The organism is Pedobacter sp. BG31 (assembly GCF_042464845.1).
GTDB lineage: Bacteria > Bacteroidota > Bacteroidia > Sphingobacteriales > Sphingobacteriaceae > Pedobacter > Pedobacter suwonensis.
This window is the reverse complement of sequence record NZ_JBHNZK010000002.1, coordinates 55,433-80,225: the sequence shown is the minus strand read 5'-3', so window position 1 is coordinate 80,225 and position 24,793 is coordinate 55,433. Positions and strand designations below refer to the sequence as shown.

Annotated in this window: 23 protein-coding genes and 1 pseudogene; 12 read left to right on the top strand and 12 right to left on the bottom strand. The window is 39.4% G+C overall.

The features are described 5' to 3' along the window. Window positions 1–3: 3 nt before the first annotated feature. On the bottom strand, window positions 4–1,047 hold the full coding sequence (locus ACFE6N_RS03600; RefSeq protein ID WP_378933923.1) for a DNA topoisomerase IB: 1,044 nt from the start codon (window positions 1,045–1,047) through the stop codon (window positions 4–6). An 89-nt stretch (window positions 1,048–1,136) separates the two neighbouring features. Here ACFE6N_RS03600 and fmt point away from each other — a divergent pair, with 89 nt between their 5' ends. After that, window positions 1,137–2,045 (top strand): methionyl-tRNA formyltransferase, encoded by a 909-nt coding sequence (fmt, locus tag ACFE6N_RS03595; RefSeq protein ID WP_378933921.1) that lies wholly within the window; start codon window positions 1,137–1,139, stop codon window positions 2,043–2,045. A 699-nt stretch (window positions 2,046–2,744) separates the two neighbouring features. On the opposite strand, the gene ACFE6N_RS03590 is transcribed toward fmt, so the two are convergent. Together ACFE6N_RS03590 and ACFE6N_RS03585 are read right to left on the bottom strand one after the other, a co-directional pair. Then, window positions 2,745–3,584, bottom strand: a complete 840-nt coding sequence (locus ACFE6N_RS03590) for an aminotransferase class IV (RefSeq protein ID WP_145860519.1) — start codon at window positions 3,582–3,584, stop codon at window positions 2,745–2,747. 3 nt (window positions 3,585–3,587) lie between these two features. Then, window positions 3,588–4,616, bottom strand: a complete 1,029-nt coding sequence (locus tag ACFE6N_RS03585) for an RluA family pseudouridine synthase (protein WP_378934474.1) — start codon at window positions 4,614–4,616, stop codon at window positions 3,588–3,590. Window positions 4,617–4,720: 104 nt separating this feature from the next. Between ACFE6N_RS03585 and ACFE6N_RS03580 the strand changes: the two are divergent. Together ACFE6N_RS03580 and ACFE6N_RS03575 are read left to right on the top strand one after the other, a co-directional pair. After that, window positions 4,721–5,752: pseudogene (locus ACFE6N_RS03580) on the top strand (DUF6588 family protein). Window positions 5,753–5,771: 19 nt separating this feature from the next. After that, complete coding sequence (locus tag ACFE6N_RS03575; protein WP_378933919.1) at window positions 5,772–6,689, top strand: 1-aminocyclopropane-1-carboxylate deaminase/D-cysteine desulfhydrase; 918 nt, start codon at window positions 5,772–5,774, stop codon at window positions 6,687–6,689. 34 nt (window positions 6,690–6,723) lie between these two features. Here the strand turns inward: ACFE6N_RS03575 and ACFE6N_RS03570 are convergent, their stop codons facing one another. Beyond that, window positions 6,724–7,092 (bottom strand): winged helix-turn-helix transcriptional regulator, encoded by a 369-nt coding sequence (locus tag ACFE6N_RS03570; RefSeq protein WP_378933917.1) that lies wholly within the window; start codon window positions 7,090–7,092, stop codon window positions 6,724–6,726. Between the two features lie 97 nt (window positions 7,093–7,189). Here ACFE6N_RS03570 and ACFE6N_RS03565 point away from each other — a divergent pair, with 97 nt between their 5' ends. The 3 genes from ACFE6N_RS03565 (at window position 7,190) to ACFE6N_RS03555 (ending at window position 9,676) form a co-directional block, all read left to right on the top strand. Beyond that, the gene (locus tag ACFE6N_RS03565; protein WP_378933915.1) at window positions 7,190–7,720 is read left to right on the top strand and encodes an NAD(P)H-dependent oxidoreductase; all 531 of its coding nucleotides are present in this window, start codon (window positions 7,190–7,192) and stop codon (window positions 7,718–7,720) included. Between the two features lie 220 nt (window positions 7,721–7,940). Further along, window positions 7,941–9,272 carry an L-lysine 6-transaminase gene (gene lat, locus ACFE6N_RS03560; protein WP_090985349.1) on the top strand — a complete coding sequence of 444 codons (1,332 nt, stop codon included), beginning with the start codon at window positions 7,941–7,943 and terminating at the stop codon, window positions 9,270–9,272. A 2-nt stretch (window positions 9,273–9,274) separates the two neighbouring features. After that, the gene (locus ACFE6N_RS03555) at window positions 9,275–9,676 is read left to right on the top strand and encodes a hypothetical protein (protein WP_378933913.1); all 402 of its coding nucleotides are present in this window, start codon (window positions 9,275–9,277) and stop codon (window positions 9,674–9,676) included. A gap of 881 nt (window positions 9,677–10,557) precedes the next feature. Here the strand turns inward: ACFE6N_RS03555 and ACFE6N_RS03550 are convergent. From ACFE6N_RS03550 to ACFE6N_RS03535, 4 genes are all read right to left on the bottom strand, one after another. Continuing rightward, on the bottom strand, window positions 10,558–11,919 hold the full coding sequence (locus ACFE6N_RS03550; protein ID WP_378933911.1) for an acyl-CoA dehydrogenase family protein: 1,362 nt from the start codon (window positions 11,917–11,919) through the stop codon (window positions 10,558–10,560). A gap of 1,122 nt (window positions 11,920–13,041) precedes the next feature. Further along, entirely contained in the window at window positions 13,042–13,758 is a 717-nt protein-coding gene (gene bshB1 / locus ACFE6N_RS03545) for a bacillithiol biosynthesis deacetylase BshB1 (RefSeq protein ID WP_090985235.1), read from the bottom strand. A gap of 108 nt (window positions 13,759–13,866) precedes the next feature. Further along, window positions 13,867–14,379: a glutathione peroxidase gene (locus ACFE6N_RS03540; RefSeq protein WP_378933910.1), complete on the bottom strand. Its 513-nt coding sequence runs from the start codon at window positions 14,377–14,379 to the stop codon at window positions 13,867–13,869. A gap of 6 nt (window positions 14,380–14,385) precedes the next feature. Next, window positions 14,386–15,000 carry a DUF4294 domain-containing protein gene (locus tag ACFE6N_RS03535; RefSeq protein WP_145860500.1) on the bottom strand — a complete coding sequence of 205 codons (615 nt, stop codon included), beginning with the start codon at window positions 14,998–15,000 and terminating at the stop codon, window positions 14,386–14,388. A gap of 109 nt (window positions 15,001–15,109) precedes the next feature. Between ACFE6N_RS03535 and ACFE6N_RS03530 the strand changes: the two genes are divergently transcribed. From ACFE6N_RS03530 to ACFE6N_RS03505, 6 genes are all read left to right on the top strand, one after another. Beyond that, window positions 15,110–17,317: a bifunctional (p)ppGpp synthetase/guanosine-3',5'-bis(diphosphate) 3'-pyrophosphohydrolase gene (locus tag ACFE6N_RS03530; protein ID WP_145860499.1), complete on the top strand. Its 2,208-nt coding sequence runs from the start codon at window positions 15,110–15,112 to the stop codon at window positions 17,315–17,317. Between the two features lie 177 nt (window positions 17,318–17,494). Beyond that, window positions 17,495–17,992, top strand: coding sequence for a Fur family transcriptional regulator (locus ACFE6N_RS03525; RefSeq protein ID WP_145860497.1), 498 nt, complete (start codon window positions 17,495–17,497; stop codon window positions 17,990–17,992). 38 nt (window positions 17,993–18,030) lie between these two features. After that, the gene (locus tag ACFE6N_RS03520) at window positions 18,031–19,311 is read left to right on the top strand and encodes an adenylosuccinate synthase (protein WP_090985245.1); all 1,281 of its coding nucleotides are present in this window, start codon (window positions 18,031–18,033) and stop codon (window positions 19,309–19,311) included. Window positions 19,312–19,642: 331 nt separating this feature from the next. Beyond that, window positions 19,643–19,870 (top strand): hypothetical protein, encoded by a 228-nt coding sequence (locus tag ACFE6N_RS03515; RefSeq protein ID WP_378933908.1) that lies wholly within the window; start codon window positions 19,643–19,645, stop codon window positions 19,868–19,870. After that, the gene (locus ACFE6N_RS03510; protein ID WP_378933906.1) at window positions 19,864–20,169 is read left to right on the top strand and encodes a type II toxin-antitoxin system RelE/ParE family toxin; all 306 of its coding nucleotides are present in this window, start codon (window positions 19,864–19,866) and stop codon (window positions 20,167–20,169) included. The genes ACFE6N_RS03515 and ACFE6N_RS03510 overlap by 7 nt, the downstream gene beginning before the upstream one ends. An 81-nt stretch (window positions 20,170–20,250) precedes the next feature. Continuing rightward, window positions 20,251–21,510: an anthranilate synthase component I family protein gene (locus tag ACFE6N_RS03505; RefSeq protein WP_378933904.1), complete on the top strand. Its 1,260-nt coding sequence runs from the start codon at window positions 20,251–20,253 to the stop codon at window positions 21,508–21,510. Between the two features lie 164 nt (window positions 21,511–21,674). Here the strand turns inward: ACFE6N_RS03505 and ACFE6N_RS03500 are convergent, their stop codons facing one another. From ACFE6N_RS03500 to ACFE6N_RS03485, 4 genes are all read right to left on the bottom strand, one after another. Next, the gene (locus tag ACFE6N_RS03500; protein ID WP_090985249.1) at window positions 21,675–22,481 is read right to left on the bottom strand and encodes a M48 family metallopeptidase; all 807 of its coding nucleotides are present in this window, start codon (window positions 22,479–22,481) and stop codon (window positions 21,675–21,677) included. 100 nt (window positions 22,482–22,581) lie between these two features. Further along, window positions 22,582–23,229, bottom strand: a complete 648-nt coding sequence (gene plsY / locus ACFE6N_RS03495) for a glycerol-3-phosphate 1-O-acyltransferase PlsY (RefSeq protein ID WP_090985250.1) — start codon at window positions 23,227–23,229, stop codon at window positions 22,582–22,584. Window positions 23,230–23,278: 49 nt separating this feature from the next. Continuing rightward, a complete protein-coding gene (nadC, locus tag ACFE6N_RS03490; RefSeq protein ID WP_378933902.1) occupies window positions 23,279–24,121 on the bottom strand; it encodes a carboxylating nicotinate-nucleotide diphosphorylase in 843 nt (280 codons plus the stop codon). 128 nt (window positions 24,122–24,249) lie between these two features. Further along, entirely contained in the window at window positions 24,250–24,648 is a 399-nt protein-coding gene (locus tag ACFE6N_RS03485) for a DUF4783 domain-containing protein (protein WP_090985254.1), read from the bottom strand. Window positions 24,649–24,793 lie beyond the last annotated feature (145 nt).

Genomic DNA, 24,793 nt, shown 5'->3' with positions numbered 1-24,793 from the left:
TTTTTACTTGCTACCAGATTTTAAAAAAGATAATAACACCTTTTCATTATCCTCTAAACTCACCTTGCCTTGAAGTGCATGGTTATTCATTTTTTTAAGGTATTTTTCAAGCTGATTATTCTCGTAAGCCGTAAGCAAAAGCGGGTAAACGTAAGAGCTTTTACATACTGCCCGGGTGTTACCTAATTTTTTGGCTACACAATCTAAAACGGCAACAATTTGTTTTTTACTATTTAAACCTGCATTTTCATTCACCTGGCATTGGGCAAACTGCCGAAGGGCTTCGAGGGTACCTCCCCAGGTTCTGAAATCTTTCGCCGTGAAATCATCGCCTGTAATTTCTTTAATATAGGCATTTATTTTGCCGGAATCGATACTTTTATGTTCGCCATCAGGTGTATAAAACTGAAAAAGCTCCTGACCAGGAATATCACGGCATTTTTTAACCAGTTTTGCCAGCGAACGATCGTTAAGTTCCAGTTTTTGCTGCACGCCTTTTTTTCCCACAAAATCCATGGTAATTTTACTTCCGTTTATTTTTACATGTTTATCACGTAGAGTGGTAAGGCCAAAAGATCCATACAGCTGTTTGTAGCTTTCATTTCCTACCCTGATTAATGTTTTTTGAAGTACATCTACCGAAATAGCCAGCACCTTACGTTCGTCGAAATCTTTGCGGCGGAGGTCTTTCTGTAGATTTTTCCTGGCTTTGGGCAGAGATTTCCCAAACTCAAGGAGGCGGAAATATTTATCTTCCGCACGTCGGCTGGTCCATTTTGCATGGTACTTGTATTGTTTTCGTCCCGCGGCATCAATTCCCGTCACCTGTAAATAAGCATTAGGTTTATTGGCAATCCATACATTTTGCCATGCTGGCGGAATAACCAGCGCTTTAATACGGTCCAGGTGTTTGTCATCTGTAACTTTATTACCGTCTTTATCTACATAATAAAATTTTCCTGGTTTTCCTTTACGGTAAATACCAGGCATGGCATCAGTTACATATACCAATCCACTTGCTTTTACAACATCTTTACCTTGTACCATTTTTTGGCTATAAGTATGGGTTTATTTTTAGTTATTTTGCAAAACTAAACGTGGATGACCACGTTATTTCAGAAACACAACACTTTCATATGAAAATAGTTTTTATGGGTACGCCCGATTTTGCGGTAGCCTCTTTAGATGCCTTGGTACAAGCCAATTTTGATGTGGTTGCAGTGGTTACTGCGCCAGACAAGCCTTCAGGGCGTGGGCAGAAACTAAGTGAAAGTGCGGTAAAAAAATACGCGGTAGAAAAAGGGATTGCTATTCTGCAACCCGAAAAATTAAAAAATCCTGAATTTATTGAGCAACTCAAATCATATCAGGCAGATTTACAGGTAGTGGTGGCTTTTAGAATGTTACCAGAAGTGGTATGGAATATGCCGCCAAAAGGAACCATTAATCTTCATGGATCGCTCTTACCGCAATACCGGGGTGCGGCTCCAATAAACCACGCCATCATAAATGGAGAAAAAGAGAGTGGCGTAACCACTTTTTTCCTCACACATGAAATTGATACCGGCAATATTATCCTAAGCGAGAGTACCCCAATCGCTGATAACGAAACCGCTGGCGATCTGCATGACAAACTGATGCACATTGGAGCCAACCTATTGGTAAAAACGCTTAAAGCCATTGAGGCCGGTGAGGTTAGCGAACAACCGCAGCCACAAAGCGACAACTTAAAACATGCGCCGAAAATTTTTAAAGAAGATTGCAAAATTGACTGGAACAACCCGGTACAAATGATATATAACTTAATCCGCGGGTTAAGCCCATACCCTACCGCCTTTACTTTTTTAAATGATAAAACCTTAAAAATATTTAAGGCCGAAATAGAGCATAAAGAACCAGGTATTGTTGCCGGTGGCTTTTTAACCGACGGCAAAACTTTTTTAAAATTCGCCGCTAAAGATGGTTTTATCAAACTATTGGATATTCAGTATGAGGGCAAAAAACGCATGCCGATAGAAGATTTTTTAAGAGGAATACGGTTGTAGGTAGTCCTTAGTCTGGAGTATTTAGTACAAAGTCTGAAGAAGTGGAATAAATCTTTAGCTGATGAACTTAGTTCATTATTCTTTTTGGAAAGCAGTAGCAGTAGCTTTTACGTTAATACAGCCCCGCTCCCGCTTCTGCCAATTTGAAGAAAATTGGCATCCCGCTTTGATCCCTTAGGTTTAGGTGGCATAGTCCGTGCATGTTCCAAAGTCAACTAAACCCGACCGGCAGTATTATCCCGATTAGGAACTTTTTATCCTGAAGGAAATTTTATCGGGATTAAGCAAAGTGCGGGATTAGCGGAACCGAAGCACCACAAGCTTTGCTTTCTAAAAAAGAAGCGGGATAAATCTGTACCTGATGACCTTAGTTCATTATTCTTTTTTGGAAAGCAGTAACAGTAGCTTTTATGTCAATACAGCCCCGCTCCCGCTTCTGCCAATTTGAAGGAAATTGGCATCCCGCTTTGATCGGGTTTAGGTGGCGCAGTCCGTGCATGGTCCAAAGTCAAATAAACCCGACCGGCAGCGTTATCCAGATTAGGAACTGTTTATTTTGTAGGAAATTTTATCGGGATTAAGCAAAGGGCGGGACTAGCGGAACCGAAGCACCACAAGCTTTGCTTTCCAAAAAAGTAATGAGTGCTTCAGTAAATAAACAACCAAACACAAATGAATCAATGACTAATGAACGTATAACTAAATGGCGTTCAGCTTCTCCGACAAAAACTTCGAAACCTCGTTAAAATAGCGTTTCCTACCATAGCCCATTACCCATTGTATGCCTTGAGTGGCATTGGTAATAAAAACTTCTTCAGCTTCTTTTAAGATTTCCGGATTGATCTGCGCCTCAATCAAAGGCATATCGTTCATTTTGCACAACTGCATAATAGCTGTACGCATCACGCCGCTGATGCAACCTTCGGCAAGGGCTGGTGTATAAATCTGTTTGTTGTATACCACGAAAACATTTGCACTGATGCTTTCGCAAAGAAAACCATATTGATTCAGGATCATGGCCTCATCCAGGCGGTGCTGACTTTTAAAAAGCCCGGCCATAACATAAAGCAGTGCATTAGCTGTTTTAAAATTCGAGAGTTTATTAACTGGTTTGGTCATTTCGTCAAAAACATCAATGATCAAACCTTTGCTGTTTAACTCGTATGTAGAGGCTTTTAACGGAATACCCTCCAGAATATAACCTGCTTTATTAATTTCAGGTGTGTATACTCCAGCTCCTCCTCTGTAAACAGAAAGTCGGAACCGAACATTGCCGTTCCATTTGTTCCTTTTTGTCAAATCAGCTGTTTTCTGGCGCAGAAAATAATCGTCCATCAAAGCATGTCCGTCTATTTTTAGTGCTTTCATGCCGGCACTTAACCGATCAGCATGTAAGTCTGCAAATTGCAGCTTATTATTGATCATGCGCATACTTTCAAACAATCCATCGCCAAATTTGAAACTTCGGTTAGCCGCTGTCAAAATTGGGGCATCAACCGCCTGAAATTCATCATTAAATAAGAGGTACTCTTGAAGCATATTTTATGATGTTGCGATATAATTTTCCCATTTGGTTAATCCGGCTTTAAAATCGGGCGGTAACGGCGATTCGAAATACATGTACTCTTTAGTAGTGGGATGGATAAAACCCAGACTTTGCGCATGCAGGGCCTGACGGGGCAGCAATTCAAAACAATTATCGACAAACTGTTTATATTTATTAAACGTAGTACCTTTTAAAATCTTATCGCCACCATACATGGCATCGTTAAACAAGGGATGACCAATGTGTTGCATGTGAGCCCTGATCTGGTGCGTACGACCGGTTTCGAGTTCGCAACTGATCAAAGTAACATATCCCAACCTCTTTAGTACTTTATAATGCGTTACAGACCATTTGCCTTTTTCTTCATCATCATAAATATCCATTACACGGCGATCCTTTACACTACGGCCAATATAACCTGTAACGGTACCATCATTTTCAATATCGCCCCAAACCAACGCAATATATTTACGGGTAATGCTGTGATCGAAAAACTGGCGCGCGAGGTGGGTAATTGATTTTTCATTTTTACTGATCAACAGTAAGCCTGAAGTATCTTTATCAATGCGGTGCACCAGGCCCGGGCGGCCGTCATTTCCGGGTAGCTGAGGGAGTTGCTCAAAATGGAATGCCAAAGCATTAACCAATGTTCCGGTATAATTATTGAAACCAGGATGTACAACCATCCCGGCAGGCTTGTTTACCACGAGTAAATCACCATCTTCGTAAATAATATCCAGTTGAATATCTTCGGGATAAACTTCTGTATCTCGTGGCGGATGAGGTAAAACGATAGATATTTCATCAAAAGGCTTAACTTTATAACTGGCCTTTATCTGTTTCTGGTTAACCAGTACGTTTCCTGCATCAATTGCATTTTGAATACGGTTTCTAGAGGCATTTTCTACACGAACCATCAAAAATTTATCGATACGCAGTAACGACTGCCCTTTATCAACAATAATTTTTAAATGTTCGTATAACTCCTGTTCTTCTGATTCCTGCAATCCAGCCACATTTTCCATGGCGCAAAAATAAACTTTTAACTTCAAGATTTTTTTAATGATTGCAGTTTTCGCAAAAACAGCATTATATTTACTAACAATGAAAATCTTTTAAATCTTCCTCTATGAAAAAACACTACCCCTTAAAGGCGATGTGTGCCTTAATGTTATTAATCACTGCTCAAAAGGCTAATGCACAACAGAATGTTGGAGACCTTTTTAAGTCTGGTCCCGCCGATGCGACTAAATTAATCAATGCTTATTTCGATCCCTTATACAAAGGTTTGGGCATTGGCTTAACAGATGGGTGGAGTAATACCGCAAAATCTAAAGGTTTGTTAAAATTCGATGCCCGCTTTTCGGTTTCGGGCGCCTTTGTGCCACAATCAGCCCGCAGCTATGATGTAAATACGCTGGGCCTGAACAATATCAGGCCGGCAGTTGGTTGATCATCTATAGGTCCCACTGCTTTTGGTAACGATGAGGTTGGCGGGAAAATGCAGATCTACACCAGTAACGGACAACCTACTACATCATTTTTTAATCTTCCTAAAGGTTTGGGCTTCCATGTTGTACCTGCAGTACAATTACAGGCTACCTTGGGACTGCCCAAAAACATTGATGTTACTTTAAGAGCTATGCCTAAAATAAAAATGGGTAGCGACCTTGGAAGTTTATCAATGATCGGCTTTGGTGCAAAAGTAGAATTGCTGCCACTTTTTATGGGTTCGACTACAGAGAAATTGATTCCGGTAGATATTGCTGTAGCAGGAGGATTTACCCAATACAAATATAATTTGCCGTTGAATATTAACAATAATGCAAATTCAGACCAACGCATTGATGCCAAGTTCAATGGTGTAAATTTTGACGCCATTGTATCAAAACAAATTCTATTCTTTACGCCATTTGCAAGTGTGGGGTATCAAACTTCCAATACGGATTTAAAGGCTTTGGGTACCTACTCTTTTGATACCGGTAATGGCCAATCAGTAAACTACACCGACCCGATTGCTGCAAATCAAAGGGATATCAATGGCGTAAGAGCAAGTTTAGGCTTTCAGCTAAAGTTTGGTTTCTTTAAGTTTTATGGTTCCTATACGCAGGCCAAATACAGCATGGTTAATGCCGGTATCGGTTTAGGTATTGGTAAATAAAAAACTTACAGGCATAATAATGGTTCAAAAACACCTGAAATATTTCAGGTGTTTTTTATTTTTACACGTGTTTGAAGAAATATATAGCCCGGTACAGAAAATAGCATTGCCACCTTTAAAAAACCTGTTCGTTAAAAGGGATGATCTTATAGACCCTTACATTTCGGGCAATAAATGGCGTAAACTCAAACATATTCTAGCTAAAGCCAAAGCCGACCGCAAGACGCACCTGGTTACTTTCGGTGGTGCCTACTCCAATCACCTGGTCGCTACAGCAGCTGCAGCATCACGTTCAGGGTTTACATCAACCGCTTTTGTACGTGGGGAAGAAGTAAAAAATGAGATGTTATTGCTTTGCCGGTTATTTGGGATGAAACTCATTTTCACCGACCGTGAAAGTTATCGGGATAAGCATAATTTGTTTAATTCAAATTTTGCTTCTGATGAACAGGCTTATTTTGTAAATGAGGGAGGCGCCTCTATGGAAGCCACTATTGGCTGTGCAGAGATAATTGACGAATTATCAACCCCTTATGATCACATTTTTTGTGCTGCCGGAACGGGAACCACAGCGGCAGGGCTGCTTCGCGGAATTCAGCAGCATGGATTAGATACAAAACTTCATATCATCCCGGTGTTAAAGGGGGCTTCTTTTATTAGGGAAGAAATAGCACAATATACGCCTATGTCTGATCATCTCAAACTTCATCTTGATTATCATTTTGGTGGCTATGCCAAAACCACTCCCGCACTGATTAGTTTTATCAGGAACTTTACGGCAAAAAGCGGACTGCTTTTAGATCCGGTTTATACGGCTAAAATGTTTTATGCCATCCAGGATTTAGCAAAACAAGGCATTATTGGCAAACAAGAAAAGGTATTGGCTATTCATACCGGAGGCCTGATGGGCCTTTTTGGAATGAAGGACAAGTTTTAGAAAGTCCTGCTTACTTAAGAGCTTTGGTCGTTTTTTAGCGGTTTGCAGAATCCAACGCTTTGTGCTTATCTCCCCAACTTTCCAGTTGTTTTATAATGGCTTTAAGTTCGTAACCTATAGGTGTGAGTTCGTATTCTACACGTGGGGGTACCTCTGCATAAACAGTTCGCTTAACAATTTTGTTCTCTTCCAGTTTTCTGAGTTGAAGAGTCAACATCCGTTCGGTAATATTAGGCAACAATTTTTTCAGTTCACCAAACCTTAGTTTGCCGTTAATTAGCCAGGAACAGATGACCAATGCCCACTGCCCACCAATAATATTGGCCGCATAAACCTCTGGACATTCCTCGGCCAATGCCTGTTTATTGGCGTAATTAGTCGATGTTTCCTTGATTTTAGACATTACTTACATTTTTTATAGTACCATACAATTGGTTGCCAATATACATATTCTACGCAAGCCACCTTATTTTTGTAGTTAATAATTTAAGACTGCTAAAATGAAAACACTCATTATCGTCATTCATCCTGATATTCAAAACGCTGTTGTTAACAGAAGGTGGATCGAAGAACTTGGTAAATTCCCTGATAAATTCCATGTGCATCAATTGCATGAAGTTTATCCTGATGAGAAAATTGATGTGCCAGCTGAGCAAAAACTGATCGAAGCATATGAAAAGATAGTATTTCAGTTCCCTTATTATTGGTTTAACTGCCCGGCCTTTTTTAAAAAGTGGCTAGATGAGGTCCTTACGCATGGTTGGGCATATGGAAGCAAAAGCGGCTACAAGGTTGCGGGAAAGAAAATTGCACTGGCCATTTCATTAGGTGTAGATCAGGAGGAACTCAGTTCTTCAGGTATTTACAAATATCCACTTGAAGAACTCACACGTCCTTTTGAGCTTTCTTTTGAATATGTTAAGGCTGATTATAGACCATTTTTCGCCTATTATGGAATTGAGCATAATGCTTCAAAAGAATGGGTTGAAAAAAGTGTTCCGCTGTACCTGGATTTTCTTGACAAATTGTAAGACATCATTCATATCTCTTAATTTAAGAGTAAAAAATGTGTTGCTCAAATGCGATTTTACCGAAAAAGTTTTCCACATCTGTGAAGTCCAAAATCGGTTTTTGTCTATAATCATACTTTAAACTGTTTAAACCTATTTTTTACGCAAAGTGTAGAAAAAGTGCTTAAATTTTGATTTTAGGCACATTTAACTAAATTTGGATTATACCAAAACCAAGTTTATGTATCAATTAACAGTACCTGCAGATCGCGTTAACGAATCGTTAAGTAAACACATTTTGGCCGATGGTTTCGACCTGACCTATGATATGGAAAAAAGCCATGGCGCTTACATTTACGACTCTAAATACAATAGGACTTTACTCGATTTTTTCACTTGTTTTGCTTCCGTTCCTTTAGGTTACAACCACCCAAAAATGGTTGATGATGAAGCTTTTAAAAAGAATCTTTTACTGGCTGCTCTGGCCAATCCATCAAATTCCGATGTTTACACCCAGCAGTATGCACAATTCCTGGAAACATTTTCCAAAATTGGCATTCCTGATTATCTGCCCCATGCTTTTTTTATTGCAGGTGGAGGCTTGGCGGTAGAAAATGCCATTAAGGTTGCCATGGACTGGAAAGTTCAAAAAAACTTTGCCAAGGGATATACCGAAGAAAAAGGTTTCAAGGTTTTGCACTTCGAAAAGGCTTTTCATGGCCGTACCGGTTACACACTGAGTTTAACCAATACCCTGCCAGATAAAACAAAATGGTTTGCCAAGTTCAATTGGCCAAGGGTAGCTGTTCCGGAAGTTAGCTTTCCACTTTCCGGAGATAACTTAAATCATGCCATTGCAACTGAAGAAGCTTCGCTCGCCCAGATTAAAAAAGCCTTTGCAGAAAATAAAGATGAAATCTGTGCCATTATTATAGAACCGATCCAATCAGAAGGTGGAGATAACCATCTGCGGGAAGAGTTTTTAATCCAGCTTAAAACATTGGCCGATGAAAATGATGCTTTTTTGATTTATGATGAAGTACAAACCGGTGTGGGGTTAACCGGTAGATTCTGGTGCCACCAGCACTTTAGCGAAAAAGCCCGGCCAGATATTATCGCTTTTGGCAAAAAAATGCAGGTTTGTGGCATTCTTGTTGGTAATAAGGTAGACGAAATTGAAAGCAATGTATTTAAAGTACCCAGCCGGATTAACTCAACATGGGGAGGCAATTTAGTGGACATGGTGCGTTCTTCCCAGATTTTACAGATCGTGGAAGAGGATCAGCTATGCGAAAATGCCGCAAAAGTAGGCAAATACTTAAAAGATCAATTAGAAAACCTGGCGCATAAATTTGATCAGATGACAAATGTGCGCGGAAGAGGATTATTATGTTCTTTCGATTTCCCGACAAAAGAAATGCGCAATGCCTTTATTGGCAAGGGACTGGAAAACAATGTGATGTTTTTAGGTTGTGGTGAGCGAACCATCCGTTTCCGCCCGGCACTTTGCATTGAGCAAAAGCATATTGACGAAGGCCTGACCGTTATGGAAAAAATATTGCCTTTATTGTAAGCATGAAGCGAAAATCGTTTGTTTATTCCCTAATTGCAGGGGTTTTGGCATTGATCTTTTTCATGGTTAAAGATATCGTTAATCAACCTGGAATTAGTGATATGAAAGCTGGTTTTAAAGAAGTAGTCAAGTATAGAAACGCCAACAACACCGGCCCGGTACAACGGATTTATGTGGTAACAGTTAAAGATTCCGTCTGGAAAGAAATGGAAGATTATGGTAATTTAATGCCCCATAACAAATACGGCAACACCAAAGTCTATTTTTTTATGCAGAATGCAAATGTTCCGCAAAACTTACAGCCCGGAGAAGTAAATTTCGATCCGGTTTTCAACAAGGACTGTATTGCGCTATATGAAAAAAGTGCCATGAGCCAAGTGGCATTTAATAAACATCCGTATTAAACGGACCATTCGGCACATTAGTTAGCAAAAAAATTAAACCTTATTTATTTGGAAATGAAGGGTTCTGAGCATTTGGCATTTTCAGTCCCGCTTTCCCTACTGCCAATTTGAAGGAAATTGGCATCCGTCCAATCGGGTTTATATACAAAGTTTTGTGCCACAGGGAACAAACTCTTCTAATTTGCCCGGGATCTTTGTCCCGATAGGCTGTCCGTAGAGTTCTGAAAGGCTCTACGGGATTAACAAATGGGAAGGGCCTACAACTCGTTTTTCCAACAGTGAGTTAAAAAAACTTAATTCCATTAGCCAATTAGTGGAGACGCTGTGCTTAACTCTACGAAAAGGATAGGGATGTATCCAAAGAACCTTTGTTCAATAAACCTGACAGCAGCGGCAGCCCCGATTTTTCCATCGGGCTACAGCGAATGGCAGGACTGTAGCACCTATGAAACACTGACGTTCGTTTCCTAAACCTAAGTCTCCGACTACGCTCAGACTGATATAAAATTTAATAATTAAAAAAGCGTCTTTTATTCGTAATCAATCATTGAGTTTGAAAACTCATTACCATTAGCCAATTCGTAGAGATTCTGTGCTTAACTCTACGAAAAGGATAGGGATGTATTCAAATAACCTTTGTTCAATAAACCTGACAGCAGCGGCAGCCCCGATTTTTTCCATCGGGCTACAGCGAATGGCAGGACTGAAGCACCTATGAAACACTGACGTTCATTTCCTAAACCTAAGTCTTCGACTACGCTCAGACTGACATAAAATTTAATAGTTAGAAAAGCGTCTTTAACTCGTAATCAATCATTGAGTTTGAAAACTAACTACCATTAGCAAATTCCTAAAGACACTACGAACAGGGGATTTGGAAATTAAACAAAAGCTGAAAAGCCTGTTATGGCCCTACCTACAATCAGTGTATTAATTTCTTTGGTACCCTCATACGAATAAATGGCTTCAGCATCAGCCACAAAACGTGCTACATTGTATTCGAGCAAAATACCATTTCCGCCCATCACTTCTCTTGCTTTGCTTACTACATCGCGCGTTCTTAATGAACAGAAAACCTTGGCCAGCGAAGCATGTTCATCTTTTAACAAACCTTGGTCTTGCAGTTGTGATAAACGGAAACAAAGTGTTTGCATTGCCGTTAAATTCGATAACATTTCTACCAGGTGATTTTGAATCAATTGAAAAGATGCAATGGGTTTACCAAACTGTTTTCGGGTGCGTGTATATTCCAGGGCATTTTCATAAGCGCCTCGCGCACAACCTACTGCCTGCCAGGCTACTCCTGCACGTGTCATTTGCAAAACCTTTGCCGTATCTTTAAATGAGTTTGCATTTTGCAGGCGATCGGCTTCTTCTACCGCACAGTCGGTTAAGGTAATCAAGCCATTCTGTACAATTCTTAAGGCCATTTTATCCTGCATTTTCTCTACAGCAAAACCCGGATTATCTTTCTTCACGATAAACCCTTTTACGTCCCCGCTTTCTTCATCACGTGCCCAGATAATTAAGATATCTGCAAAAGTGGCATTACCGATCCATTTTTTCTGACCGTTTAATATCCATTTGCCATTTACTTTTTTACATTTTGTGGTTAGTCCGCCGGCAGCAGCAGACCCTACTTCAGGTTCAGTCAACCCAAATGCGCCAATGATTTTAAATTGCTGCATCAGCGGTAGCCACTGCTGTTTTTGTTCCTCCGAGCCACATAAGTAGATTGAACCCATGGCTAGGCCACTCTGTACCCCAAAAAAAGTTGATATAGAAGTATCGATCCTGGCCATCTCCATCGCTAAAATGCCTTCCATTAAATTGGATTTCCCCGGACAGCCATAGCCTTTGTAGGTTAAACCGCAAATATTGAGCTCGGCAAGTTTTGGAATAATTTCAAATGGAAACTCGGCTTTGTTCCAGTAATGGTTAACGATGGGTTTCACTTCCTGTTCCAAAAAGGCACGCACCTTCAACTGGAGCGCACGGTCCTCATCTTTTAATGCTTCATCGCCTAAATGATAAAAGTCGCCTTCTATAGGCGGCAACGCTTTCTTTTTGCCAGATCCGCCCATCATTTTCATCATTCCCTGAATCTGTTTATCATCCAGGCTCGAGATCGTTTCGACCATTTTGGGTAAATCGACTTTTTTTGATAAAGCTTCCAGCTTATCGAAATCTACATGCTTAAAAAGACGGTAAGCGTTTTTGAGAGATGAAAATATATTCGCCATTATTATTCATTTTGAGAATAACAAATGAAGGGCTGTTTTGTTGGACTGTCAAAATAACCGCAAAAGGCGCAAAGTTTTTCTGCAAAGAAACGCAAAGCATCACTTTATTTTTACCACAGAGGGCACTGAGGTTTGCACAGAGGAACACAGCGATTTTAACCGCTAGGGGTGCAAAACTTTTTCACAAAGACACTTGAGGTTTCATGTCATTAAAAAATGGACCCAACTCGATGCTCTTTGTGCCTTTCTCTGTGAGTCTCTGTGGTTAAGATCAAAGCATTATTTCAGTAGATTCGATTTTCCGCAAAAGGCGCAAAGTTTTTCTGCAAAGAAACGCAAAGCATCACTTTATTTTTACCACAGAGGGCACTGAGGTTTGCACAGAGGAACACAGCGATTTTAACCGCGAGGGGGGGGCAAAACTTTTTCACAAAGACATTTGAGGTTTCAAGTCATTAAAAAATGGACCCAGCTCGATGCTCTTTGTGCCTTTCTCTGTGAGTCTCTGTGGTTAAGATCAAAGCATTATTTCAGTGGATTCGATTTTCCGCAAAGGGCGCAAAGTTTTTCTGCAAAGAAACGCAAAGCATCACTTTATTTTTACCACAGAAGGCACTGAGGTTTGCACAGAGGACCACAGAGATTTTAACCGCTAGGGGCGCAAAACTTTTTCACAAAGACATTTGAGGTTTCAAGTCATTAAAAAATGGCCCCAGCTCAATGCTCTCTGTGCCTTTCTCTGTGAGCCTCTGTGGTTAAGATCAAAGCATTATTTCAGTGGATTCGATTTTCCGCAAAGGGCGCAAAGTTTTTCCGCAAAGAAACGCAAAGCATCATTTTATTTTACCACAGAAGGCACTGAGGTTTGCACAGAGGAACACAGAGATTTTAACCGCTAGGGGCGCAAAACTTTTTCACAAAGACATTTGAGGTTTCAAGTCATTAAAAAATGGACCCAACTCGATGCTCTTTGTGCCTTTCTCTGTGAGTCTCTGTGGTTAAGATCAAAGCATTATTTCAGTTTTTCCACAGAGGGCATTGAAATTTAAACGAATCAAGAAAAATGTGGCCAGCTTGGCGCTCTTTGCGCCTTTCTCTGCGAGCTTTGCGGTTAAAAAAGACCTACCTTAAATCAAATAAATTATCTACGCCCAACAATTTTCGCGAAGTAAAGCCTTCGCCAAAAGTGGCGCCTATGCTTTTACCAAACTCCCTTGAACGACCGATTACACTTTCAAAAAACTCTGGGGAGGAGATATAGGTCTGTTGACCTTCAACATCGGGATTGTAAAACTGTGTTTTAAAAGCCTTAATGGATTCGATTTTTTTATCCATATGATCAGATACATCTACAATAATATCAGGCTTTAAATACCGATCTTGAATGAACTGCAATAACAATCGGGGGCGATGTGCTTCTTGCTTAATCCCATCTATTGAGGTTTCTACTTTTGGCAAACCTGATAAAAAAACGGAATCATAAACCAAGTCGCCAGCCCTTCCATGATCGGGGTGGCGATCCTCCAAGGCATTACTCAAAATAATCTCTGGTTGATATTTTCTGATGGCTTTAATCACTTCCAAACGGTGATATTCATCGTTCTGAAAAAATCCATCCCTCATCCTTAAATTTTCGCGGATATGCAATCCTAAAATCTTGGCTGAATCTGCCGCTTCTTCATCTCTTGTTTCTGCTGTCCCCCTTGTACCAAGTTCACCCCTGGTTAAATCTACAATGCCCACTTTTTTACCCAGGGCAATATGTTTTAAAATCGTACCTGAACAGCAAAGCTCCGCATCATCAGGATGCACAGCGATTACTAAAATATCTAAGTTCATCTGTGTTTTCGTGTTTTTTAATTGTCAGATGGAACCTTTGATCATTAAAATAATCATTATCCATCTGGCCTAATGATTATTTTAATAATGTCGGTTTCACTAATTCAATTATCGGGTATTTTGACTCAGCAACTGCTGAATTTTCTTTTTGATTTTCGGATTCAAAGGCTTGGTGAACGGGAAGAAATAATCTTCCAGCTCGCCATTTCTGTTCACAATATATTTATGGAAGTTCCACCGGGGTTTCGAACTTAATTTCGCATTTTGTTTTTTATCACTCAGGAATTGATAAAGTGGGTGAGCATTTTCCCCGCGAACGACAATCTTATCAAAAACCGGAAATTTTACACCATGATTGATCTCGCAGAAAGATGCAATATCAGCTCCGTTCAAAGGTTCCTGCTTTCCAAAATCATTAGAAGGGAAACCCAGGATTTCAAAATCGGGATTATTAATCTCATCCTTAAGTTGCTGTAACTCCTTTAACTGGGGTGTTAAACCACATTCTGATGCGGTATTTACAATTAAAACAACTTTGTTTTGATAAGCTGATAACGGTTGTTCTTCGCCGTTAACTTTCTTCACCTTAAACGAATAAATATTGGGTATGCGATCCTGCATTGTATGTTATTGATAAAATCCTGAAGTACGGATAATAGATTCTATATCCCTATCTGTATTCGGATCGTAAGTGCTTTTTAAATTATGTCCAACCACACGGGCAACAATCTGGTACGAAAATGCCGCAAAACCGCCTTTGGTTTGTTTCACAATATCATAGGTTGTTCTGCCCACTTCACGGTCGATCAGTTTCGTTAAAATCTGGCCTTGTGTAATCGTCAACTCTTTTATCTCGCGGTTAAACATGTCTTTTATTTCTTTATCACATTGTTTAACCAATTGTTTCTGTTCTTTTTTCTCTGAAGTTTTGGCTAAATCCTGCTCCAGCTGTTCGTAACGGCGTTTGGCAAACAAGGCATAAGGCATTACTTTTAATACGTTATACCGTAAACGGTTATAAGCGGCCTGCTCTGCCGGCGATTTCCAGATTCTGGCCGCATAAATGTTAACCTCGTTCAGTTGCATCCATGGAATCATCACGCCGTTATCATTTGTGGAAGCTACTCTTATCGTATCGCTTTTACCTAATTTAGGAAATACAGGGGCAGTTGGTTCCTGTGCATGCAGTGAAACACCATAAATCATTACAATACAAAGAAAAAATAGCCCTTTAAATTTCATAAATTTATACTTTTACAAAGTTAGGTGTTATTTCATATATTAGTTGTTTCACAGAACTAATATAAGTTTTATTCATAAATAAGACGCAATTTTTACGCAAAAAATACAAATGAAAACAGAGTTAGTGATTGATTTAGAGGCGGAAAAGCAAGAGATTCTAAAAAGATACAGGGCCTTACTTCGGGCAAGTAAATCCACCTTACAGAAGGGGGATAAAAAAGAAATCCGAAAAGCTTTTGATATGGCACTCGAAAGCCATAAAGATATGCGGCGCAAATCTGGCGAGCCCTATATTTACCATCCTATTGCCGTTGCACAGATTGCTGCTGAAGAAATTGGACTTGGAACCACTTCCATTGTATGCGCCTTATTGCACGATGTGGTAGAGGATACTGACATCACTTTAGAAGATATTGAACGCGAATTTGGCAAAAAAACCGCCAAAATTATTGATGGCTTAACCAAAATATCAGGTGTTTTTGACACCAACAGCTCTTTGCAGGCAGAGAATTTCCGTAAAATGCTACTTACCCTGGCTGATGATGTAAGGGTAATCCTGATCAAACTCGCCGATCGTTTGCACAATATGCGTACAATGGATTTTATGCCCCGCCACAAGCAGCTTAAAATCGCTTCAGAAACTATTTATTTATACGCTCCCCTTGCCCACCGTTTGGGTTTATACGCTATAAAATCAGAGTTGGAAGATCTTTCGATGAAATATCTCGATCCTGACACCTATAAATTCATTGCAAAAAAATTAAATGAGAAAAAGGCAGAGCGTGCACTTTTCATCAAAAAATTCGTAGAGCCTATTGACGAGATTGTGCACGAACAAGGTTTAGTGGCTGATGTTTATGGCAGGCCTAAGTCGATCCACTCCATCTGGAACAAAATGAAAAAGAAAAATATCCCTTTTGAGGAGGTTTATGATCTTTTTGCCATCCGGATTATTTTGGATTCGGCTCCTGAAAATGAAAAGGCTGATTGCTGGAAAGCATATTCCATCGTAACCGATTTATACCGTCCAAATCCAGATCGATTACGCGATTGGGTATCATCTCCAAAAGGAAATGGATACGAAAGCTTGCACACCACGGTAATGGGACCGCGCGGGCAATGGGTGGAAGTACAGATTCGTACGCAACGCATGAATGAGATTGCAGAAAAAGGTTTCGCCGCGCATTGGAAATACAAAGAGTCGAGCAATGACAACGGCCTCGATCAGTGGATCCAGAAAGTACGCGAAATGTTGAGTAATCCTGAAGCCAACGCTTTGGATTTCCTCGATGATTTTAAAATGAACCTTTTCTCGGATGAGATTTTTATTTTCACACCAAAAGGTGCTTTGATCCAACTGCCTTTAGGTGCTACAGCATTGGATTTTGCTTTCGAGATCCATACCGATGTAGGTGCAACCTGTATTGGGGCCAAGGTTAACCACAAGCTGGTTCCTATTTCATACAAACTTCAAAATGGCGATCAGGTAGAGATCATCACCTCGAGCAAACAAACCCCAAAAGAAGATTGGCTCAATGTGGTGGTTACGGCTAAAGCCAAATCGAAAATTAAATCATCACTAAAAGAAGAAAAACGGAAAATTGCCGAAAATGGCAAGGAGATTTTAGAAAGAAAACTGAAATCGCTCAAAATCACCTACAATACCGATAACATTCAGAAACTGAGTTATTTCTTTAAACTACCATCTACCCAGGAACTCTTTGTAAATGTTGCCCTCGGTAAAATAGAACTAAAAGATATTAAAGAGTACCTGCTAAGCGGAAAAGAAGTTGAACACCGTGGTCCCGAACGTCCTGAAAATCTTTCTGTTGATGGAATAAAGAGCAAAATTAAAGGCGGAGATTCTGATATCTTACTCATTGGTGAAGATATGCAGCGTATTGATTATACGTTGGCAGCCTGCTGTAACCCCATACCTGGCGATGACGTTTTTGGATTCATCACCGTGAGCGAAGGAATAAAAATACACCGTACCAACTGCCCGAATGCAGCGCAGCTAATGGCCAATTATGGCTACCGGGTGGTTAAAGCCAAATGGAATAAACAACAGGAATTAACCTTCTTAACCGGCTTACGTATTGTAGGTATTGATGACGTTGGCTTAATCAACAATATTACACGCGTGATTTCTACTGATTTTAAAGTAAATATGCGCTCAATTACAGTCGATACCAATGAGGGGATTTTTGATGGTTCGATTATGATTTTTGTAAATGATACCGAACACCTGGAAAACCTGATTAAAAATTTATTAAAAGTAAGGGGTGTTACAGGAGTAACCAGGTTTGATGCATAGGTAGTTGAAAGTCTGTAGACCGAAGTCCGAAGTCAGGATTTTGAGTCTAAGTTGCAGTCTATTTGCGATTTCAACTTCCGGATCCACACCTCAGAACTCCGACTTTGACAACATTTAAACAATCTAAGCCTCGAACAATCAAACTAATTAACTACCTTTGAATGGAGTTTAAAAACTATGTCTGAACAAAAAACAAATGAGCTCGTCCGCAAGATTTTTGAGGCTTATTTAGAGAACAAAAATCTACGTAAAACACCAGAGCGCTTCGCTATATTGGAAGAAATATATTCAAGAAACGACCACTTTGATGTAGAAACCCTGTATATCCACATGAAAAACCAAAAGTACCGCGTTAGTCGTGCTACGGTTTATAATACGTTGGAATTATTGGTTTCCTGCGACTTGGTTACCAAACACCAGTTTGGCAAAAACATGGCGCAATTCGAAAAATCATATGGTTACCGCCAGCATGATCACGTGATCTGTATCGAGTGTGGTAAAGTAGTAGAATTCTGTGATCCCCGCATCCACCAGATCCAAACCATGGTGGGTGATCTGTTAAAATTCGATGTTAAACACCATTCACTAAATCTTTATGGTTTCTGCTCTGATTGCAGCATGGCCAGGAAAGTAAATGAAAGTGCAGCAACAGCCGAAAAAATCGAACAAAATTAAATCAAAATACAAATAAAACCAGCTTAATTTATTAAATAATGACGCAAGTAGATGTACTTCTCGGCCTGCAATGGGGTGATGAAGGAAAGGGAAAAATCGTTGATGTACTCAGTCCAAAATATGATCTTATCGCCCGTTTTCAGGGTGGCCCAAATGCCGGACATACTTTAGAGTTTGATGGCAAAAAATTCGTTCTGAATACCATTCCCTCAGGAATTTTTAACGAAAAAACCATGAATCTTATTGGAAATGGTGTAGTAATCGACCCTATTATCCTAAAAAGAGAGTTAGATAATTTAAAAAAAGCTGGTCATGACCCAATTGCCGATGGCAAATTAGTGATTGCCCGCAAAGCACACTTAATTTTACCTACCCACCAATTACTGGATGCAGCTAACGAAGCACGCATGGGTAAAAATAAAATTGGATCAACCTTAAAAGGTATTGGCCCAACGTATATGGATAAAACCGGGCGTAATGGTTTACGTGTTGGCGATACTACACTACCTGATTTCAAAGAGCGTTATGCCAAACTGGTAGAAAAACATACCGAAATCCTTTCTCATTATGAAGGTTTTGAATATGAATTAGCGGAGAAAGAAGCATCGTTTTTTGAGGCCATCGAATTCCTAAAAACCATTCCTCATGTAGATAGCGAACATTATGTAAATGGTTTCCTGAAAGAAGGAAAAGCGGTTTTAGCAGAAGGTGCACAAGGAACGTTGTTAGACGTTGATTTCGGCTCGTATCCTTTCGTAACATCAAGCAACACTACAACAGCAGGTGCTTGTACCGGTTTAGGTATTGCCCCTAATAAAGTAGGTGCTGTTTATGGTATCTTCAAAGCATATTGTACTCGTGTTGGTGGCGGCCCGTTCCCTACCGAATTAGATAATGAGGTTGGTGAAAACCTGCGCGCATTAGGTCACGAATTTGGCGCAACTACAGGTCGTGCCCGTCGTTGTGGCTGGATTGATCTTCCTGCTTTAAAGTATGCCATCATGTTAAACGGTGTAACCGAATTAATTATGATGAAAGCTGATGTTTTAGATACTTTCGACACCATTTACGCCTGTACTCACTACGAATATAATGGCGAAACCATCGATTACATGCCTTATGATATCATTTCTATTGAACCAAAACCAGTATTGAAAGCCATTGATGGTTGGGCTACTGATGTAACCAAAATCACCTCTGTAGATGAAATTCCGGCTAAACTGACTGAATATATTGCGTTCTTAGAAAAAGAACTGGAGGTGCCGATCAAATTCCTTTCTGTAGGACCAGATAGGGCACAAACTTTAGAATTACGCTAAAAATTCTTCACGCTGAATTTGTTTCAGGGTGAGAACGAATACAAGAAAGCAACCCGAAACCGGGTTGCTTTTTTAGTTCTTAGCTACTTATCACAAAAAAATCGTCCTCGACCGTAGCAAAGCGAAAGGGAGAGATCTATCTAAACAGATTTAGCTTCGCTGAGCACTCGTGGTTCTCGACTGGGTTGTTTTTTTAGTTCCAGAGTTGTCAACTTTAATAGCAATAGCGCCAGAAAGTTGCCAACTCATTGCCAATTGAGATAGTAACTTGATTTCAAAAGTTTGTTTTTCATCTCCAATTTAGTTATTTTTGAGTACAAACACTTTGATTATGGCAACTATCTTAGAAAGCGAAATGCTAAATTATTTTACCCAGCTAGATGATGCCGAAAAAACTTCTGTAATTAAAATGCTTAAAGCGTTTATAAAAGGGAAAAAAGAAAATTCAAACGTTACCATTGAAGTCTATAATAATGAGCTTTTAGCCGCAGAGCATGAGTTCAAAAATGGCAATTATATTTCTCATGATGAATTATTAAATGAGATTAAAAGTTGGTAACCAAACATCTTGAAATTGTCTGGACTAAGCAAGCCAAAAACCAATTAAGAGAAATCTATAATTACATTAGCCAAGAATCCGTACAAAATGCAATAAAGGTAATAAATGATTTAACCCAAGCAGTAGAAAATATAGTTCAGTATCCTGAAAAACATAAGATTGATCAATATAAAAAAGATAACGACGGGACATACCGTGCTTTTGAAAAACATCATTTTAGGATATCCTATCGAAACGAAAATCAGATCATAAGAATATTAAGGGTTAGGCATACCAAAATGAATCCTAAAAAACACTAATTTTACGATGCTAACCATAATTCCAAAAGATAAAAATTAATTTCTTACAATTATCGCTGTGATTTTTACCTTTGCGGCAGCTTGAAAACCATTCAAAACATATCTGATTTTAAACGAAAAGCGCTACACTGGGCCAATCAGTTCGAGGTATGTTGTTTCTTTGATTCAAATGAATACAAAGATGCTTATTCGGCTTACGATTTCATGATCGCTGCAAATGTACGTGAAGAACTAAACTGCTCGACAGGCAATGGTTTTGATCAGTTAAAAACTTTTTATGCCAAGCACAAACAATGGATTTTCGGCTATTTCAGCTACGATTTAAAAAACGAAATAGAAGATCTTCAATCTAATAATCCCGACGGTTTAAACTTCCCGGATTTATATTTTTTTGTTCCAAAATACCTCATTGCTTTTAAGGATGGTAAAGCTGAAGTTCTTATTGGTAATGAGTCTGTTTTAGATGATATCGAATCTTTATCCTTTGAAAATAAAAAACAACTTAGAGCGATACAGATCTCACATAGATTATCTAAAGATCAATATATAGCTAAAGTTGAGGCGTTAAGGAACCACATCCATAGAGGGGATATTTATGAAGTCAATTTCTGCCAGGAATTTTTTGCAGAAAATGCCGAAATAGGCCCCGTTCATACTTTTGAGGCATTAAACCAGATTTCGCCCACACCATTTGCAGGCTATTTTAAGATTTACGACCAATATATTTTATCTGCCACACCAGAAAGATTTTTGTGCAAACGCGGATCGAGACTCATTTCACAACCTATAAAGGGCACAGCAAAAAGAAGTTCGGATCCGGAAAAAGATAAAGCTGTAAAATTGCAGCTCCGAAACAGCATTAAGGAACAGGCAGAAAATGTAATGATTGTAGATCTGGTACGCCATGACCTCACTAAATCTGCAGTGAAGGGATCTGTTAACGTTGATGAATTATTTGGCATCTACAGTTTCCCACAGGTTCATCAAATGATTTCGACCGTGAGCTGCGAATTAAATCCTGCTATCCACTTTATCGATGCCATTAAAAACACTTTTCCAATGGGTTCTATGACAGGTGCCCCAAAAGTTAAAGCCATGGAATTGATTGAAGAATATGAATTAAGCAAAAGAGGTGTTTATTCTGGCTCATTTGGATATATAACACCTGATGGCGATTTCGATTTTAATGTGGTGATCAGAAGCATCTTATACAATAGTAACAAGCAATACTTATCATTTCAGGTGGGAGGAGCGATTACTTATGAATCAGACGCCAAAAAAGAGCATGAAGAATGTTTACTCAAAGCCAGTGCAATTTTGCAGGTATTAGGTGGCCATTAACATCCCCTAGTTTTAGCGTTCCGCTAAGACTTAATGAATATTCTTAAAAAGAGTCTGTCATTCGTGACGCAATTGAAATTTTTTGAAACAAAAAAGGCCTTAGCGAGACGCTAAGACCAGATATTTTGCTTAAGACTAAACTTTCAACCTTTATGCTTTCTACCCTACCTCTTATAATACTGTTTCGCTTCAGGCAAATATTTTTGGATCTGTGCTATACGTGTTGCATCACTTGGGTGGGTGCTTAAAAATTCTGGTGGCCTTTGTGATCCTGCTGATGCGTCTGACATCCTATTCCAGAAAGCAGTAGCATTTTGCGGATTATATCCGGCCATGGCCATAAAAATGAGACCTAAACGATCGGCCTCCAATTCCTGGTTGCGGCTAAATTTCAACATCGCAACAGGTGTACCCACACCATATAATGTATTGAAAATGGATTGAGTTTTCGGATTTTTAGACAGCGCCACACCTGCAGCAGCACCTATGCCCTGGGCTACCATTTCTTGCGACATCCGTTCTGCTGAATGACCGGCAATGGCATGGGCAATCTCATGTCCCATAACTGTAGCTAAACCAGCATCGTCCTGTGTAATCGGTAAAATACCTGTGTAAACCACAATCTTACCCCCCGGCATACACCAGGCATTTTTTTCATTGTTCTGTACTACATTAACTTCCCATTGATAATCCGCAATCAGATTACCATAGTTATTGCTGTTCATATATGACTTTACTGCAGTAATTAACCTGTTTCCAACGGTTTTCACCTTCAAAGCCTGAGCATTGGACGCCGGTAAAACGGCTGATTTATTTTCTGTTAAAAAAGTATTATAAGCCTGGAATGCCATTGGCAAAACCTGGTCGTTACTTACCAGATCAAATCGACTACGCCCCGTTAAAGGAACAGTAGAACATGAGTTAAATAATAAGATCCCAGCAACACTTGCTGCTAAAAATATTTTTTTCATAAATGCGATTTTTTTTAAATGATTCGTAAAACTGATAAGCAAAAGCCGTTGATTAAACAGCAAGCTTATAAATAAGTTTTACAGAAATGTGTTTTGTTGGTTAATTCGTTTTCTTTCTAAACAAATACACTTTTGATTCTTTGCCTTTCAGCAATCTTTCGAGATTTTTCTGGTGCGTAACCAAAATTAAAATACAAACCACCATACCATAAAGCACTTCAGATTTAATGGAAACCTGAAACAGGAAAACCACACTTAACGGAAAGGTAAATCCCGCACAAATGGAACTTAATGAAACGTATTTAGTTAACAGCAGTACCACCACAAAAACCAGAACGCAAAGCATAGATGCTTCGAAATTAACTGCTAAAACCATTCCAAAAAGTGTAGCCACTCCTTTTCCTCCCCTAAAGCCAGCGAAAACAGGGAACAAATGCCCCATTACTGCGGTTACCCCCAAGGCGAGCTGGTAGTTAACAAAAACAACTGAATTTTGGGGGCCGGTTACCGACATGCCAATGAGATAGGCTAAATTGGTTGCAGTATAGCCCTTTGCAATATCAATGATCATTACGGCAATTCCGGCTTTTTTGCCCAACACCCTAAAGGTATTGGTTGCGCCAGCATTACCACTTCCATATTCCCTAACGTCAACACCATAAAAGGCCTGACCTAGCCATACAGCCGTTGGGATAGATCCGAAAAGGTAAGCAATTATTAACGCGCTGAGAGAATAAACCGTAACCATAGCCTACAATGTTACAAAAAATAAGCTTTTAATTTTAGAGCAAATCAATTTAGTATGCTTTTAAACTCATATCCAGGCTTTTCACAGAATGTGTAAGCGCACCCATTGAAATAAAATCTACTCCACAAGCTGCATATGCTGCAACGTTTTCCTCAGTAATCCCTCCGGAAGCCTCGGTAATAAATTTCCCGTCAATTAGTTCCACTGCGGCTTTTAAGTCTTCAAAACTGAAATTATCAAGCATAATCCGGTCCACACCACCTACAGCAAGAACCTGCCTTAACTCTTCCAGGTCCCGCACCTCGATTTCGATCTGAAGTGATTTATTTTGATCTGCAATATATTTCTGAGCAGCTGTAATGGCATTTGAAATCCCTCCTGCATAATCTACATGGTTGTCCTTAATCAGGATCATATCATATAAACCTATGCGGTGATTTACCCCTCCACCAATCCTTACCGCCCATTTCTCTAAATAGCGCAAACCAGGGGTGGTTTTACGGGTATCTAAAATCCTGGCTTTGGTTGTTTTCAACAGTGAGACAATGCGATGTGTTTTAGTAGCAATGCCGCTCATGCGTTGCATGCAGTTTAACACCAGTCGTTCGGCAATTAGAATAGAATGTGTACTTCCGGCAACGGTTAGGGCTATATCTCCGAATTTAACCGCAGCACCATCTTGTAGTAATACATCAACTTCTAAATCGGGATCAACTTCCTTAAATATTTCAATGGCCAATTCAATTCCAGCTAAAATCCCATCTTCTTTGATGATGAGTCTGGCTTTTCCCTGTGTTCCTTTCGGGATTGTAGAAAGTGAAGTATGATCTCCGTCACCCACATCTTCAGTAAGGGCATTTTTGATGAATTGCTGTATCAGTTGATTATCCAAAATATAGATTTTAATGCCGCAAAAATAATAATTATTTATTAGCAGACAATTCCCAAGGGTTAATCTGAATCGTTAAGCCTAATTTGGTTTCTGATTAGAGAAGCTCAATTAAACAAATTGCTATTTCGTTAATCCTTCGCAGGCTCTATCCGTAACTCGGTAATAGAAAAACTAGTGTTGAATTTTTTCATGGTGATCGAAACCCTGAAAGTTTCTTTTGCAGTGCTCAACATGATTACACCAAAACGATAATTTGGGTTGGTATTGATTTTATGAAAAATACTTGTTTTTATTGGTGGATGTTTGATAAAAAAATCTCTCAAAATCTGTTCACCCTGTGCTTTAGAGTATACATCTTCTTCGTCAATAATGATCAGTTCGATAGTTGAGGCAAAATCTTTAGCAATTTCCTTTGAGTTGCCAGCCTTAAAATACGACGATAAATCATCGATTATATCGGCCTGAAAGGCATTTGGGTGATATAACGACGATAAACTAATTATGAATAAAAATAAGCTCCGGATCATTTCTGCATTTTATACAAAACCCTATAGCTAAAATTATGCCATTAGCATATCAAAAAAAGGATTTCTTCATTTGGATACGCCTCAATAAAGTTATATTTGCCATGTAAACAAAACACTAAACATGTTATACATGAAAATGTTTTGA

Coding starts and splice junctions, on each gene's coding strand:
- ACFE6N_RS03485 (WP_090985254.1), bottom strand. CDS start 24,648: ATGATCCGGAGCTTATTTTTATTCATAATTAGTTTATCGTCGTTATAT.
- bshB1 (WP_090985235.1), bottom strand. CDS start 13,758: ATGAACTTAGATATTTTAGTAATCGCTGTGCATCCTGATGATGCGGAG.
- ACFE6N_RS03535 (WP_145860500.1), bottom strand. CDS start 15,000: ATGAAATTTAAAGGGCTATTTTTTCTTTGTATTGTAATGATTTATGGT.
- ACFE6N_RS03550 (WP_378933911.1), bottom strand. CDS start 11,919: ATGGCGAATATATTTTCATCTCTCAAAAACGCTTACCGTCTTTTTAAG.
- ACFE6N_RS03520 (WP_090985245.1), top strand. CDS start 18,031: ATGACGCAAGTAGATGTACTTCTCGGCCTGCAATGGGGTGATGAAGGA.
- ACFE6N_RS03555 (WP_378933913.1), top strand. CDS start 9,275: ATGAAGCGAAAATCGTTTGTTTATTCCCTAATTGCAGGGGTTTTGGCA.
- ACFE6N_RS03500 (WP_090985249.1), bottom strand. CDS start 22,481: ATGAAAAAAATATTTTTAGCAGCAAGTGTTGCTGGGATCTTATTATTT.
- ACFE6N_RS03575 (WP_378933919.1), top strand. CDS start 5,772: ATGGTTCAAAAACACCTGAAATATTTCAGGTGTTTTTTATTTTTACAC.
- ACFE6N_RS03515 (WP_378933908.1), top strand. CDS start 19,643: ATGGCAACTATCTTAGAAAGCGAAATGCTAAATTATTTTACCCAGCTA.
- ACFE6N_RS03565 (WP_378933915.1), top strand. CDS start 7,190: ATGAAAACACTCATTATCGTCATTCATCCTGATATTCAAAACGCTGTT.
- ACFE6N_RS03570 (WP_378933917.1), bottom strand. CDS start 7,092: ATGTCTAAAATCAAGGAAACATCGACTAATTACGCCAATAAACAGGCA.
- ACFE6N_RS03585 (WP_378934474.1), bottom strand. CDS start 4,616: ATGGAAAATGTGGCTGGATTGCAGGAATCAGAAGAACAGGAGTTATAC.
- ACFE6N_RS03540 (WP_378933910.1), bottom strand. CDS start 14,379: ATGCAGGATCGCATACCCAATATTTATTCGTTTAAGGTGAAGAAAGTT.
- plsY (WP_090985250.1), bottom strand. CDS start 23,229: ATGGTTACGGTTTATTCTCTCAGCGCGTTAATAATTGCTTACCTTTTC.
- ACFE6N_RS03590 (WP_145860519.1), bottom strand. CDS start 3,584: ATGCTTCAAGAGTACCTCTTATTTAATGATGAATTTCAGGCGGTTGAT.
- lat (WP_090985349.1), top strand. CDS start 7,941: ATGTATCAATTAACAGTACCTGCAGATCGCGTTAACGAATCGTTAAGT.
- ACFE6N_RS03600 (WP_378933923.1), bottom strand. CDS start 1,047: ATGGTACAAGGTAAAGATGTTGTAAAAGCAAGTGGATTGGTATATGTA.
- fmt (WP_378933921.1), top strand. CDS start 1,137: ATGAAAATAGTTTTTATGGGTACGCCCGATTTTGCGGTAGCCTCTTTA.
- ACFE6N_RS03525 (WP_145860497.1), top strand. CDS start 17,495: ATGTCTGAACAAAAAACAAATGAGCTCGTCCGCAAGATTTTTGAGGCT.
- ACFE6N_RS03530 (WP_145860499.1), top strand. CDS start 15,110: ATGAAAACAGAGTTAGTGATTGATTTAGAGGCGGAAAAGCAAGAGATT.